14 protein-coding genes, 1 tRNA gene and 1 other RNA gene are annotated in these 13,735 nt (G+C 64.4%); 10 read left to right on the forward strand and 6 right to left on the reverse strand.

What is annotated here, in order from left to right; all coding sequences use genetic code 11:
* Positions 1-78: 78 nt before the first annotated feature.
* From tolB to XcodCFBP4690_RS00875, 6 genes are all read left to right on the forward strand, one after another.
* Positions 79-1,398 (forward strand): Tol-Pal system beta propeller repeat protein TolB, encoded by a 1,320-nt coding sequence (gene tolB / locus XcodCFBP4690_RS00850; protein ID WP_104539178.1) that lies wholly within the window; start codon positions 79-81, stop codon positions 1,396-1,398.
* Positions 1,399-1,455: 57 nt separating this feature from the next.
* Positions 1,456-1,974: a peptidoglycan-associated lipoprotein Pal gene (pal, locus tag XcodCFBP4690_RS00855; RefSeq protein ID WP_029220381.1), complete on the forward strand. Its 519-nt coding sequence runs from the start codon at positions 1,456-1,458 to the stop codon at positions 1,972-1,974.
* Between the two features lie 6 nt (positions 1,975-1,980).
* Positions 1,981-2,799: a tol-pal system protein YbgF gene (gene ybgF, locus XcodCFBP4690_RS00860; RefSeq protein WP_104539179.1), complete on the forward strand. Its 819-nt coding sequence runs from the start codon at positions 1,981-1,983 to the stop codon at positions 2,797-2,799.
* 43 nt (positions 2,800-2,842) lie between these two features.
* Positions 2,843-3,526, forward strand: a complete 684-nt coding sequence (gene queE, locus XcodCFBP4690_RS00865; RefSeq protein WP_104539180.1) for a 7-carboxy-7-deazaguanine synthase QueE — start codon at positions 2,843-2,845, stop codon at positions 3,524-3,526.
* A 284-nt stretch (positions 3,527-3,810) separates the two neighbouring features.
* On the forward strand, positions 3,811-4,485 hold the full coding sequence (gene queC / locus XcodCFBP4690_RS00870; RefSeq protein ID WP_104539181.1) for a 7-cyano-7-deazaguanine synthase QueC: 675 nt from the start codon (positions 3,811-3,813) through the stop codon (positions 4,483-4,485).
* A gap of 47 nt (positions 4,486-4,532) precedes the next feature.
* A tRNA-Lys gene (locus XcodCFBP4690_RS00875) sits at positions 4,533-4,608 on the forward strand.
* Between the two features lie 130 nt (positions 4,609-4,738).
* On the opposite strand, the gene XcodCFBP4690_RS22980 is transcribed toward XcodCFBP4690_RS00875, so the two are convergent.
* Positions 4,739-5,056, reverse strand: a complete 318-nt coding sequence (locus tag XcodCFBP4690_RS22980) for a hypothetical protein (protein ID WP_244183545.1) — start codon at positions 5,054-5,056, stop codon at positions 4,739-4,741.
* Positions 5,057-5,532: 476 nt separating this feature from the next.
* Here XcodCFBP4690_RS22980 and XcodCFBP4690_RS00885 point away from each other — a divergent pair, with 476 nt between their 5' ends.
* Both XcodCFBP4690_RS00885 and XcodCFBP4690_RS00890 read left to right on the forward strand, forming a co-directional pair.
* A complete protein-coding gene (locus tag XcodCFBP4690_RS00885) occupies positions 5,533-6,540 on the forward strand; it encodes a sensor histidine kinase (RefSeq protein WP_104539183.1) in 1,008 nt (335 codons plus the stop codon).
* Complete coding sequence (locus tag XcodCFBP4690_RS00890; RefSeq protein ID WP_104539184.1) at positions 6,537-6,899, forward strand: response regulator; 363 nt, start codon at positions 6,537-6,539, stop codon at positions 6,897-6,899. The genes XcodCFBP4690_RS00885 and XcodCFBP4690_RS00890 overlap by 4 nt, the downstream gene beginning before the upstream one ends.
* 251 nt (positions 6,900-7,150) lie before the next feature.
* Here the strand turns inward: XcodCFBP4690_RS00890 and XcodCFBP4690_RS00895 are convergent, their stop codons facing one another.
* Positions 7,151-7,357, reverse strand: coding sequence for a hypothetical protein (locus XcodCFBP4690_RS00895; RefSeq protein WP_167394408.1), 207 nt, complete (start codon positions 7,355-7,357; stop codon positions 7,151-7,153).
* A 180-nt stretch (positions 7,358-7,537) separates the two neighbouring features.
* On the opposite strand from XcodCFBP4690_RS00895, the gene XcodCFBP4690_RS00900 reads away from it, so the two are divergent.
* Together XcodCFBP4690_RS00900 and XcodCFBP4690_RS00910 are read left to right on the forward strand one after the other, a co-directional pair.
* On the forward strand, positions 7,538-8,248 hold the full coding sequence (locus XcodCFBP4690_RS00900; protein ID WP_104539185.1) for an rRNA pseudouridine synthase: 711 nt from the start codon (positions 7,538-7,540) through the stop codon (positions 8,246-8,248).
* Positions 8,249-9,637: 1,389 nt separating this feature from the next.
* Positions 9,638-9,713: non-coding RNA, sX9 sRNA (locus XcodCFBP4690_RS00910), on the forward strand.
* A 105-nt stretch (positions 9,714-9,818) separates the two neighbouring features.
* Here the strand turns inward: XcodCFBP4690_RS00910 and XcodCFBP4690_RS00915 are convergent.
* The 4 genes from XcodCFBP4690_RS00915 to XcodCFBP4690_RS00930 all read right to left on the reverse strand — a co-directional run bounded on the left by XcodCFBP4690_RS00915 (position 9,819) and on the right by XcodCFBP4690_RS00930 (position 13,682).
* Positions 9,819-10,223 (reverse strand): response regulator, encoded by a 405-nt coding sequence (locus XcodCFBP4690_RS00915; RefSeq protein WP_104539285.1) that lies wholly within the window; start codon positions 10,221-10,223, stop codon positions 9,819-9,821.
* 78 nt (positions 10,224-10,301) lie between these two features.
* A complete protein-coding gene (locus tag XcodCFBP4690_RS00920) occupies positions 10,302-10,784 on the reverse strand; it encodes a hypothetical protein (protein ID WP_104539286.1) in 483 nt (160 codons plus the stop codon).
* A 137-nt stretch (positions 10,785-10,921) separates the two neighbouring features.
* Complete coding sequence (recQ, locus tag XcodCFBP4690_RS00925) at positions 10,922-12,724, reverse strand: DNA helicase RecQ (RefSeq protein ID WP_104539187.1); 1,803 nt, start codon at positions 12,722-12,724, stop codon at positions 10,922-10,924.
* Positions 12,725-13,133: 409 nt separating this feature from the next.
* Complete coding sequence (locus XcodCFBP4690_RS00930) at positions 13,134-13,682, reverse strand: Dps family protein (protein ID WP_104539188.1); 549 nt, start codon at positions 13,680-13,682, stop codon at positions 13,134-13,136.
* Between the last annotated feature and the right edge of the window lie 53 nt (positions 13,683-13,735).

The raw sequence follows: 13,735 nt of genomic DNA on the forward strand, positions 1-13,735 counted from the left end.
TCGCGTTCACGATTGCGAGTATGTTCACTCGCTGATTGGTATCCCTTGCCCACTTTTCCTGCCCGATCCGAGCCGTCCATGAAAAAACCGCTGCGTTGGCTAGCCGCCCTGACCGCCCTGTTGTTGCCGCTGAGCGCACTCGCGCAACAGCAAGGGCTCACCATCGATATCGTCGGCGGTAGCGCCTCGGCCACCCCGATCGCCGTCATCCCCATGCCCTACCAGGGCTCCGGAGCCGCGCCGCAGACCGATGTGTCGGCCGTGGTCGGTGCCGACCTGGACCGCTCCGGCCAGTTCCGCACGCTGCCTGCCGCACAGATCGTCGAAAAGCCGACCCGCGGTACCGAGGTGCAGTTCCAGACCTGGCGCACGCTCAAGCAGAACTACATCGTGGTCGGCCGCGTGATGGACGCAGGCGAGGGTGCCTATCGCGTCGAGTACGAACTGTTCGACGTGGCCAAGGGCGAACGCCTGCTCGGCCTGGCCATGACCGCGCGTGCCAACGCGATGCGCGATGTCTCGCATCAGATGGCCGATGCGATCTACGAAAAGATCACCGGTGTGCGCGGCGCATTCTGGACCCGCATCGCCTACGTCACCGCCAGCGGCAAGGGCGGCGCCATGCGCTATGCGCTGATGGTGGCCGATTCGGATGGCTACAACCCGCAGACCATCGTGCGGTCGGCCGAGCCGCTGCTGTCGCCGAACTGGAGCCCGGACGGCAAGAAGCTGGCCTATGTGAGCTTCGAGCGCGGCAATTCCTCGATCTATCTGCAGGACATCGCCACCGGTGCCCGTGAATTGGTGTCCAGCTTCCGTGGCATCAACGGCGCGCCCTCGTTCTCGCCCGATGGCCGCCGCCTGGCGCTGGCCCTGTCGCGCAGCGGCAACCCCGAGATCTACGTGATGGACCTGGGCAGCAAGCAGTTGACCCAGCTCACCAACCACTTCGGCATCGACACCGAGCCGACCTGGTCACCGGACGGCGGCAGCATCTACTTCACCTCCGATCGTGGCGGTCGTCCGCAGATCTACCAGGTGGCCGCCAGCGGCGGCAGCGCCAACCGCGTGACCTTCCAGGGCAACTACAACGCCACCGCCAGCGTCTCGTTCGATGGCAAGAAGATCGCCGTGGCGCAGGGCAGCGGCAACAGCTACCGCATCGCGATGATGGACCGCAGCCTGGGTTCGCCGAGCTGGAGCACGCTGTCGCCGGGTTCGCTGGACGAATCGCCGAGCTTTGCGCCTAACGCCAGCATGGTGCTGTACGCAGCGCGCGAGGGTGGTCGTGGCGTGCTGTACGCGGTCTCTTCCGACGCTCGGGTCCGCCAGCGCCTGGTCCTGGCCGACGGCGATGTGAGAGAACCCGCATGGGGGCCTTACCGAACCGCGCATTAATGTTAATATTTCGCTGCGTTAAACCACTCATTGGCCCAGAGCCTCCATAGGTATCCCATGAACAAGTCCACCCGCGTCTTGCTTGTCTCCCTGTTGTCCGTTGCCGTGCTGGCCGGTTGCTCCAAGAAGGTGAAGGAAACTCCGCCTCCGGCAACCGATACCACCGCCGGTTCCTCCGTGCCCACCGGTCCGTCCACCTCCGGCCTGTACGGCCCGGGCGACCTGGATACCGATGCTTGCCTGCGCCAGCGCGTTGTCTACTTCGATCTGGATCAGGACTCCCTGAAGCCGGAATTCCAGGCCATCATGGCGTGCCACGCCAAGTACCTGCGTGACCGTCCCTCCTCGCGCATCACCCTGCAGGGCAATGCCGACGAACGCGGTTCGCGCGAGTACAACATGGGTCTGGGCGAGCGTCGCGGCAATGCCGTGTCGTCGGCGCTGCAGGCTGCCGGCGGTTCGGCCAGCCAGCTGACCGTGGTCAGCTACGGCGAAGAGCGTCCGGTCTGCACCGAAACCAGCGAAAGCTGCTGGTCGCAGAACCGTCGCGTCGAAATCGTGTACACGGCTCAGTAAGAAGCGATGCGCTTTCGAGTGACATCCCTGTTCGTCGCGGCGGCCCTCGTGGTCGCCGCGCCGGCATACGCCCAGCGAGCCAGTCTCGCTGATCGTGTGGCCGTGCTCGAGCAACAGCAGGCCAACAGCCAGGCCAACAACGATCTTCTCAACCAGCTGCAGCAGGCGCGTTCGGACCTGCAGGCATTGCGGGCGACAGTTGAACAGCTGCAGCACGACAACGAGCAACTCAAGCAACAGTCCAAGGACCAGTATCTGGACCTGGACGGACGTCTGAACCGGTTGGAAGGCGCTGGCGGCGCAACGCCTCCGCTGCCTTCCGCCACTGGCAGCGTCCCCCCAGCCCCGGCTCCGGCCGCGCGGCCTGCAGCGGCGGCCACTTCCGAAAAGCCGCCCACCGTCCATGGTGATCCGGGCACCCTGGCCGTCAGCAACGAAGAACGCACGGCCTACAATGTCGCGTTCGATGCCCTGAAGAATGGCAAGTACGACGACGCGTCGCAACTGTTCCTGAGTTTTCTCGAGCTGTATCCCAACGGCGTCTACACACCCAACGCCTTGTATTGGCTGGGTGAGAGTTATTACGCCACCCGCAATTTCCAGCTGGCCGAGGCGCAGTTCCACGATCTGGTCAGCCGCTATCCCACGCATGACAAGGCCGCTGGCGGCCTGTTGAAGCTTGGCCTGTCGCAGTACGGTGCGGGCAAGAACAACGAAGCCCAGCAGACCTTGCAGCAGGTGGCAGCGCAGTATCCCGGCACCGACGCCGCGCGCGTTGCGCAGGAGCGCCTGCAGTCCATCCGCCTCGGTCAGCAACTGCGCTGAACCGCGTCGCGCTCGCGCCTGTGGCGCGGCGCATACTTTGCCCATGAATGCCGCCGCCGTCCCCAGCGAGATCGTCCAGTCGCCCTTGCCGCGGCTGAAGATCACCGAGATTTTTCTTTCCTTGCAAGGCGAGGCCGAAGCGGCCGGCTGGCCGACCGTGTTCGTGCGCCTGACCGGCTGCCCGCTGCGCTGTACCTACTGCGACACGGCGTACGCCTTCCATGGCGGTCAGTGGCATGACATCGACGCCATCGTTGCCGAGGTCGCCAGCCACGGGGTGCGCCATGTCTGCGTGACCGGCGGCGAGCCGCTGGCGCAAAAGCGCTGTCTGGCGCTGCTGCAGCAGCTCTGCGATGCCGGCTTAGACGTCTCGCTGGAAACCTCCGGCGCGTTGGACGTGGCGGGTGTCGATGCGCGCGTGTCGCGGGTCGTGGATATCAAGACCCCTGAATCGGGCGAGGCGCATCGCAACCGTTGGGACAACCTGCCGCTGCTGACTGCGCGCGACCAGATCAAGTTCGTGATCTGCAGCCGTGCCGATTACGAGTGGGCGCGCACCTGCGTTGCCGAGCACCTGTTGGACCGTCGCTGCACGGTGTGGTTCTCGCCCAGCAAGGGCCAGGTGAGCGCACGCGAACTGGCCGACTGGATTGTCGCCGACCGGCTTCCGGTGCGCTTCCAGATGCAGTTGCACAAGATTCTCTGGGACGACGAACCGGGGCGTTGAGGTCCGCTGACGCGTTATCGCCTCGGCGACTCCAGCCTGATATCCACGAATCCCGCGCGCCCCCTGGAACTTGCGTGCAGGCATTGCGATATCGTTGGGGAGTCGTCGCCTTGCCGCGCGAAGTATGGCGCGGCCTATCACTGGGCTGGTCGCCTCATGCAGCGACCGTCGCGATGAATTCGTACGGCCATTGGCGGGGGAGGTCTTCGTTTCACCTGACGCGCTAACCCCTCGCTGGCCGACCCTGCTAGCCTTTCCGTTCTGCTGTCATCGTCCGATCCGTCATGAAGAAAGCCGTTGTGTTGTTGTCCGGGGGCATGGATTCCGCCGCCGTCATTGCGCTCGCCCAGGAGCAGGGTTTTGCCGTGTACGCACTGAGCGTGCGCTATGGCCAGCGGCATACCTCCGAACTGGATGCCGCCGCTCGGGTGGCTGCGGCACAGGGTGTGGTGGCGCACAAGCTGGTCGACGTGGATCTGCGCAGCATCGGCGGCTCGGCGCTGACCGACGATATCGAAGTACCTGAGGCCGGTGGCGATGGAATCCCGGTCACCTACGTGCCGGCGCGCAACACCATCATGCTGTCGCTGGCGCTGGGCTGGGCCGAAGTGGTTGGCGCCAACGACCTGTTCTGCGGCGTCAATGCGGTCGATTATTCCGGCTATCCGGACTGCCGGCCGGAATTCGTGCGGGCATTCGAGGTGCTGGCTAACCTGGCGACCAAGGCCGGCGTGGAAGGCGCGGGCCTGCGCGTGCATGCGCCGCTGCAGTTCCTGAGCAAGGCCGACATCGTCCGTGAAGGCGTGCGCCTGGGCGTGGATTTCGGCCTGACCGTGTCCTGCTACCGCGCCGACGCCGAAGGGCGCGCCTGCGGCCACTGCGACGCCTGCCGCTTGCGCGCCGCCGGCTTCGCCGATGCGGGCGTCCCGGACCCCACCCACTACGCCATTTCGTCTTGACGCCCGGGTAGGGTAGAATGCGCACCCCGACGCGCAGTCGGGGCAGTGGGCCGTTAGCTCAGTCGGTAGAGCAGAAGACTTTTAATCTTTTGGTCGATGGTTCGAATCCATCACGGCCCACCATTTCAATCCGCAGTGCAGCTGGCGCCGATGGCGCCTTTTTTGTGCGTTTGCGCTTTGCGGCCGCTGCCGCGGCGATATCCATTTCAGCGTCGCTCGACCGCTGGAACGCGTCGAGTCTGGGATGAGCCGATCAGCCTCGGCAGATCCATTTGCCGGTGACCTTGAAGGTCTTTGCGTTAATCGCACGCGTACTGACCTGCCCGAGCTGCACGCTCTTGGTCTGCGGAAATGCGTCCCGGCACTGCGCGGCGCCATCGGCCCACTGGTGATTGAAGACTTCGATCCTGCTCGGGCCGCCACTGGTGAGCGAAGTCATCTGCTCGGTACGGGAAACGACATGAATGGTCTTGGCAGATGCTGCGGTGGCGAGCGTAGAACAGCAGACGATTCCAAAAGCCAGAATGGAGCGCTGAAAGGTTTTTCCAAACGAGAAGGTCGGCGTTTTCATCGGCGATGATCCGAAAGAAGGGAGAGGTGCTGTGGAAAATCGCCGCGAGGCTACGACGCGGATAAGACGCCGGCGTGACGGGAGGCTTGCGCGACGGATGGATTATTGCGACGTTCAGCGTTGCGGAGTCTGGTGCCTCAACCTGCGCAAAGCAGCGTGCCGCGCGATGTTCGGTTGACCAGCAGGCGCGCAGTTACGGCTTCGTCATGCAGACGGTCGGGCGGGCCGGAAGGGCGGCGATATGTCGCCTCGCTGCACCAGCCACTTATCGGCGTGTGATCGTCGCGACGCAGCCGAGTGGACACGGCGTTCTGCGCTGCTCAACGCATCGGGTGCGAGTGTTTTCGATTTGGACGCGCGTCGCAAAACTTTTGGTAGATATGCTTTTTCAAGCAATCCTGGCTTCCGCGGCGGCATGATCGTGCGTTCACGGCTAGCGCTCTATTGTTTGCTCCAACTTCAGGACCACGACGTGAATGGCCGCGCATCAGGAAGACGCCGCAAGGTCGCGGATCTACGAGGCCTTGTTGCAGGCAACGCCGGATCTTTTATACGTGTTCGACACCCAGCATCGCTTCGTCTACGCCAACCAGGCGCTACTGACGATGTGGGGCATGCGCTGGGAGGACGCCGACGGAAAGACATGTCTCGAGCTGGGCTATGAGCCCTGGCATGCGGCGATGCACGACGAGGAAATCGAACGGGTGATCGCCACCGGCCAGCCGATACGCGGCGAGGTTCCGTTCCCGCATACGGTCAAGGGCCTGCGCATCTACGACTACATCTTTACGCCAGTGTTCGGGCCCGATGGCGAGGTCGAGGCGATCGCCGGGGCAACGCGCGACATCACCGAGCACAGGCAGCATGCGCAACATCTGCAATTGCTGATCAACGAGCTCAACCATCGGGTCAAGAATTCGCTGGTGATGGTGCAGTCGTTGGCGCGTCAGTCGTTCGGCAATGCCCACAGCCTTGCCGACGCCCAGGACAAGATCGATGCGCGCCTGCTGGCCTTGTCGCGCGCGCACGACACCTTGACCCGGGAAAACTGGGTCAGCGCCGATATCCTGGAGTTGACGCGCGACGCGGCGGCGCTTTACGAATCGCGCGACAGCCAGCGATTCATCCTGCACGGTGAGTCCTGTCACCTGGATCCACGCCGCGCGTTGGCGCTGTCGATGGCGCTGCACGAGCTGTGCACCAATGCGCTCAAACACGGGGCCTTGTCCTCGTCCGAAGGCAAGGTGCAGATCGTATGGGAGCGCTGCGTGCGCGATGGCCAGGAGGTCCTGGAACTCACCTGGCAGGAGTCCGGTGGCCCGACCGTGCGGGCCCCTGCGCGCAAGGGGTTCGGCTCGCGGCTGCTGGAGCGTGGCTTGAAGCACGATCTCAAGGGCGAAGCGCAGCTCGCCTTCGATCCTGACGGCGTGCGCTTCCAGGTTTCGATCCCATTGCCGACTGTACCCGCCGAGATGCAGCCATGAGCATGCGTGTATTGCTGGTCGAGGACGAATCCCTGGTGGCGATGCTGCTGGAGGATTGCCTGGTCGAACTGGGCTATGACATCGCCGCGACCGTTGGCGACGTCGATGCCGCGCTCGAGGTGGTGCGGCAGGGCAACCTGGATCTGGCGGTGCTGGATGTCAATCTGGGAGGCACGCTCTCGTTTCCGATCGCAGAAGCATTGGACGCGTGCGGCGTGCCCTACCTGTTCGTCACCGGCTACGCGCAGAGCGGGATCCCGGAGAAGTTTCGCCATCGGCATGGGTTGCAGAAACCGTTCCAGTTTCGCGACCTGCAAAACGCCTTGTCTGCGCTGGAGCGCAGGGCCAGCGCAGACTGAGGCTGGCCGTCACCGGGACCGCAGCGACAGTGCTATCACCGAGGGCAGTGGCGCCTGCACGCGTGCAGGGCGACGTCCATTCCTGGCCATGGCGCGGACGCGGTGGACGCGATGCCTGTCTCGTCGGTGCACCGGTAGCGGGTCAACGCAAAAACAACAGCGTCGGCGTGCCCTGTGCAGCGCGATCCAGGTACTGCGCGTGAGCAACAGCCGATGCCGCTGCCATCGGGTCTACGCGTTGACGTCGTAGATCAATTTTCCAGTGCGGCCAGCACTTCGGCATGCAGCTGCTGGGCACCGGCTTCGCTATTGAAGCGTGCAAAGACCTCTTCGCCGGAGAGCAGGCCGACCCGAACCGAATGGCAGTACGAGCCGAAACTTTCGCCGGCGTTGAACGGATCGCTGATGACGGAGATATGGTTGAGCCGTACCCGGGTGGTGCCGAACTTGATGAACATCTGCGATCTCCTGAGTGAGCGCCGAGTGTCCCACTTTGCAGCGCATGGCAGAAGCATGCGTGCGATGCGGCGCCACGACGCGGCGGCACACGCCAGTATCGCCACTTGCCAGGCAGCCCACGCCTCACGCAGCCGGCGACCCAGCACGTACACTGCCGTCCCCGATGCCGAGCCTGCCCGATGTCCGATCCCATCCGTCTGGATAAATGCGTTGCCGCGCACGTCGGTTGCTCGCGGGGCGAGGCGCAGCAATACATCGAGGGTGGCTGGGTCAGCGTGGACGGGGTGGTGGTCGAGGAACCCCAGGCCCTGGCCACTGCCGCACAGGTGACGCTGGCGCCGGATGCGGTGCTCGAACCTGCCGAGCCTGCCACCTTGCTACTGCACAAGCCTGCGGGAATCACGTCGGCTGCAGCGATGGCACTGGCAAGTCCGGCAGCCCGCAGCGAGCTGGACCTGTCGGAGGTACGCGTGCTCAAGCGGCACTTCGCGCGTCTCAGCGCGCCGCTACCGCTGGAGGACGCGGCCAGCGGCCTGCTGGTGCTGAGCCAGGATGGCCGGGTGCTGCGCAGATTGACGGCCGACGCGCATTCGATCGAGCAGGAGTTTCTGGTGGAAGTGCGGGGCGAGCTACGTCCATACGGTATGGCGCGCCTGGCACAGGGTCTGGTCTATCAACAGCGCAGTCTGCCGCCGTGCAAGGTGAGCTGGCAGAACGAAGAACGGCTCCGTTTTGCGATCAAGCAGGTACAGCCGGGGCAGCTCCGCTTCATGTGCAGCGAGGTGGGACTTGAGGTGGTCAGCATCCGCCGGCTACGCGTGGGGCGCGTGTCGTTGGGCAAGTTGGCCATTGGCCAGTGGCGCTATCTGCCGGCGGGCGAACGCTTCTGAGCCCGGCTTGCGCTACGCCGCTGCCGCCTGCAAGCAAGCAGTGCAGGCAGGTGGAAAGGTTGCAGCGATTCATTTGGATGTTGCAGGCGGCGCGTGTCGCAGTCGTATGCTCGCTGCAATGCCGTCCGCACTGACCACGATTCCAACCTCGTGCCCAAGACCGCGGTTCAGAACCGCGGAAAGAGCGTGCGTGGTGGGCCAAAGTCGATGAGAGTTTCAAGGCGATGCTTGAGCAATCGATCATGGGCACACCAGTCGCGCAGTATTCTGTTGTCTATCGGTCGATCGAACGCCAGATTGGTGCCGGAGCAGTGCCGCCTGATCGTCCGTCGTACCTCACACACCGGCATCTGCCGAGCGGCGCGTGCAGCTCACTTCTTGTTGCGCTTTTTCTTGGCGCGGGTCACCAGCCAGATCACTACGGCAATGATGCCGATGACCAGGATGACGAAAGCTGGTGAGAGAAATGCATTGTCGCCCATGAGGATCTCCTGAAATCGTCTGCAGCGAATCACTGCACTGACGTTAGCCTAGCGAGCGGCCTGCTTGATCGCGTGAAATGCGTTGAATCGGCGAGCAGCCACATCGTGCGCGTGCTTGGCATGATGATGGGTTCGATACCGTGTCGATCGGCAGGATGGCAATGATCAAGCCTGCGTCGATGATGTTGATGATGTCGCAAGCGCCTTGCCGTGCTGCTCTCGCAGTGTCTGGATGGGCGATGCGTATGTCATGCAACGGCAACTGCACTCCCGCGCGACGACACGCACGCCGAAGCACGCCACAGATGACGAACAGAGCCACGCTGGCGATGTACCCATGACCGACGATGCACCGGCAAGGGCGTGCTCAGCGCCTCGCGAGTCGAGCGGCCCAACAGGCTTCGCGTCCGGTAGCGGCAGTTTAAGTGAGGCATGCATCACGTAAATCGGGGTTGCGCTGACGTGGAGTCGGGAGTTTCCTGACGTGTGGTGACTGGATGACGTTTGCAGGTGGGGTAGACGCTGCTGCGATGATGGCGTGCGATGTGCGCTGGCCATGCATGGCGGCGCTCGGCGAGAAAGACGCAGGAATATCCACGTGTCTGACCGTTGATGCACGTGCACGCCTCGCTTCAAATCGACCGCATCGTGCCTCTCGACGCTGAGGCTTCAGCGTTTCCCATGCTGTGCGCCACCTGCGGTCGTCGGTTTGACCCGGCAGGCGGGGATGCCGCGATCACCGCACTGCACCGGCTCACCGTTGCCTGGACGGTTGCTGATTAGTTGTCGCTCACTGTGCCGCGACTTTTGCACCTGCTTGGCTACGCCGTATGGATATCAGCACTTGGAGTAGCTAGCAAAACGACTGCGCGGCTGCCAGGCGGGCGCGGTCGGTGCTCGGTGCGGCATGTACCACGCGTACACTGCGGTTCCTCCGCGCCGGACGCACCCACCTGACGAACGCTCGCTACGTTTTGTTAGCCGCTCTCAACCGCCGGGACAGTCGCGCTCGATGACAGACAACGTGCTAACGAGCGGGTCGGCTGTCATGCAGTGCTTGCAGCAGTCGTTGAATCGCGGGCCTGGTATCACGCGCCGGGCGTGGCGAGCATGCGGCGCTTGGCCATCACGCTGCGGATGGCGGTGAGCAATTGCTCGGGGGTATAGGGCTTTTCCAGGAACGCCACGCCGTCGGGCAGGATTTCTTCGACGTATTCGACCGCCAACCCGGAGGTCAACAGTACCGGCAGGTTGTACGGAGCGTGCGCCATCTTCAGCGCCAGATCGACACCCGTCAGGCCGCCTGGAAAATGGATGTCGGAAAACAATACATCCACGCGTGGGTCACTTTCGATCAACGCCAGCGCTTCTTCGACCGAACCGGCGCTGCGGCAGGTAAAGCCGTAACTTTCCAGGACAAGGCAGCTGAGTTGTCGGGTGCCATCGCCGTCTTCGACAACGAATACAACCGGCCGATCCTTGTTCTGTGACATGAGCATGTCTCGTGAGGCAGACCACATTCTCAGCGATGCGGCAGTGAATCCTCCGTCAACGCAGACGCAGCCGTATGGTCACCAGCCGAACGGGCCGGGACCGTAGCCGCCAGGAGCGAACCGCGGCCCGAAAACAGGTCCTTCGCCGCGGCCGACGCTGATGCTGACGCCGATCTGGTGCGCCTTGCCGTCGTCGTCGTAATAGGTTTTGCAGGAATTGAGGTTGGCGGCCTGCCAGTTGCTGTTGCCACCGCGACTGGAGTAGCCGATGCCGGTCTCGACTGCGCCGTGCAGTTTGCCCTGGCATTGTTCGGCTCGTTCGGCCGCGATCAAGGCCGCGCTCGGGCGTGCCAGTGCAGGCCTGGGGCCGCTCTTGTCGCCATAGAACGTGCCCGGCGGATCGGTGCTGTATTCCGGGTCCGAGCGGTACTGCACCGGTGCCTGCGGGACGCTGAGGTCCAGGGCACGGGCGGATGCCGGCTCGGCGCTAGCGTCGCCGTTCTGGGCGAGTGCGCCACCGGCGGCCAATAGAGTGGCCAGGAGAAGCAGACTGCGTTTCATCGGTTCGACTCGACTCAAGGGACTGGCAGCGCGTGCCAGCTCGCCCTGTGAAACTAGCAACGGTTGATTGAATGCCCGCTGTCGATTCAGGCCGATGGTGTGCCGGCCTGTGGCTCCCGCTGGCACATACGGTTGCATCAGCCTTGCTCGCGCACGATGTCGATCAACTGCGCCCCATAACGGGCCAGCTTGCCACCACCGATGCCGCCCACGCGCGAGAGCGCATCGATACTGGTGGGGCGCTGCTCGGCGATGTTGCGCAGGGTGCTGTCGTGGAAGATGACGAAGGCCGGCACGTTTTGTTCCTTGGCCAGTTCCGCGCGCAGCCCGCGCAAGGCGTTGAACAGCACCAGATCCTGCGGCTGCACCGGCAGGCCGGTCCGCTGTGTGCTGCGGTCGCGCTCGCGGCCGGCCGAAGGGTTCTCCCGCCGCATCATCACCTGGCGCTCGCCCTTGAGCACCTGGCGGCTGGCATCGGTCAGGCGCAGGCCGCCGTGGCCTTCGCTGTCGACCTCCAGCAGGCTGGCGGCCACCAGCTGGCGGAACACGCTACGCCAGGTGCGTTCGTCCAGGTCGCGGCCGATGCCGTAGGTGCTCAGCTGGTCGTGGCCCAGCTGTTTGATGCGCTCGTTCTCGCTGCCGCGCAGGATGTCGATCAGGTGGCCCACACCGAAACGCTGGCCGCTGCGATACACGCAACTCAGCGCCTTCTGCGCCGCCACCGTGGCATCCCAGGCGGCAGCCGGGGTGAGGCAGTTGTCGCAGTTGCCGCAGGGTTTGGAATAGGTCTCGCCGAAGCCGGCCAGTAGCACCTGGCGGCGGCATTGCATGGATTCGCAATAGCCGAGCAGGTGGTCGAGCTTGGCGCGCTCCAGTCGCTTGCGCTCCTCGGCCGCTTCGCCCTGTTCGATCATCTGCTTGAGCAGCACCACATCGCCCAGGCCGTAGCACAGCCAGGCCTCGGCGGCCTCGCCGTCGCGGCCGGCGCGGCCGGTTTCCTGGTAGTAGCCCTCCAGCGACTTGGGCAGATCCACGTGCGCCACGAAGCGCACGTCGGGCTTGTCGATGCCCATGCCGAAAGCGATGGTGGCGGTCATGATGATGCCGTCCTCGCGCAGGAAGCGGCGCTGGTTCTCGGCGCGCACCTCCGCCGGCAGGCCGGCGTGGTAGGGCAGGGCATTGAAGCCTTGCGCGCACAGCTGCTGGGCGGTTTCTTCCACCTTGCGCCGCGACATCGCATAGACGATGCCGGCGCAGCCGCGATGGCGGCCCAGGAACTCCTGCAGCTGCTTGCGCGCGTTGTCCTTCTGCACCACGGTGTAGCGGATGTTGGGGCGGTCGAAGGAGCTGACGAAGTGGTGCGCGTCCACCAGGTCCAGGCGCTCGGCGATCTCGCGCTGGGTGGGCGGGTCGGCGGTGGCGGTCAGCGCCATGCGCGGGATGTGCGGCCAGCGCTCGTGCAGCACGGTGAGCTGACGGTATTCCGGGCGGAAGTCGTGACCCCATTGCGAGACGCAGTGGGCCTCGTCGATGGCGAACAGGGCGATGCGGCTGCGCTCCAGCAAGGACAGGAAGCGCTGGGTCAGCAGCCGTTCCGGTGCCACGTACAGCAGGTCCAGATCGCCGGACAGCAATGCGCGCTCCACCCGCTGGGCGTTTTCCGCATCCAGGGTGGAATTGAGGAATTCTGCGCGCACGCCGAGCTGGCGCAGCGCCTCGACCTGGTCCTGCATCAACGCGATCAGCGGCGAGACCACGATGCCGACGCCATCGCGCAACAGTGCCGGGACCTGGTAGCACAGCGATTTGCCGCCGCCGGTGGGCATCAGCACCAGCGCGTCGTTGCCGGCGGCGACGTGTTCGACAATGGCCTGCTGCGGGCCGCGGAAGGCGTCGTAACCGAAGACGCGGCTGAGCAATTCGTGGGCGGGGGAAGACATCGGCCTAGGATACCGCGCGGTTCAAGCCCTGGCTGGCGTGATGCTGGGCGGGATTGCGCGAAGCGGCATCAGGGATTGACGTGATGCGGCTACCGGGATAGCTGGCACTTTGTGAAGTTTTGTGCGGCGTAAGCGCCATGGGGCGTCGCCCCGCACCCTCACCCCAACCCCTCTCCCGGCGGGAGAGGGGCTCAATTTTCGGCAATCGATGCAGGGGTTGTGGCAAAAGACTGCCGCGTCCTTCAGAGCCTGTACACCCTGCGCTCCATCGTCGTGAACCTAACCATCAATAGCCCCTAGAGTCAGGGGGCGCGCCGAAGGCGCGGGGTGTGGCAGGCAATTGAGCAGGGGCCCAAGGTCTCGCAGCAGCGAAACCTTGGGCAAACCCCAAGGGGCGACGCCCGCGGGTTTACTGCAGCAGCGAGCGCAGCATCCAGGCGTACTTTTCGTGGGTCTGCAGGCGCTGGGTCAGCAGGTCCACGGTCGGGTCGTCGCCGGCATCGTCGGCGGTGCCCAGCACCTTGCGCGCGGTGCGGCAGACCGCTTCGTTGCCGCTGACCAGCTGGCGCACCATCTCGCGCCAGTCGGCGCTGTCGCTCAGGCCCGGCTCTTCCGGGATCGAGGTCAGCGCGACGAATTCGCGGTAGGAGCCCGGTGCGTTGTAGCCCAGGGCGCGGATGCGCTCGGCCACTTCGTCCAGTGCCGCCCATTGCTCGGTGTACTGGGTTTCGAACATGGTGTGCAGCGAATTGAACATCGACCCGGTGACATTCCAATGGAAGTTGTGGGTCTTCAGGTACAAGGTGAAGGCGTCAGCCATGTAGCGGGCCAGGCCGTCGGAGATCTGCTTGCGATCGGCGTCCTTGATCCCGATATCGATATGCGGCGCGGATACGGCAGCGGCCGGCAGGGCATCGTTGACGACGACGGGCTTGTTGGCGTTCTTTTTCTTGGACATGGGATGGTCCTTACCGAGGGTTGGATGTCTGGTGGAACAGATATGGCGTCACA

This window comes from Xanthomonas codiaei (genome assembly GCF_002939785.1).
Lineage (GTDB): Bacteria > Pseudomonadota > Gammaproteobacteria > Xanthomonadales > Xanthomonadaceae > Xanthomonas > Xanthomonas codiaei.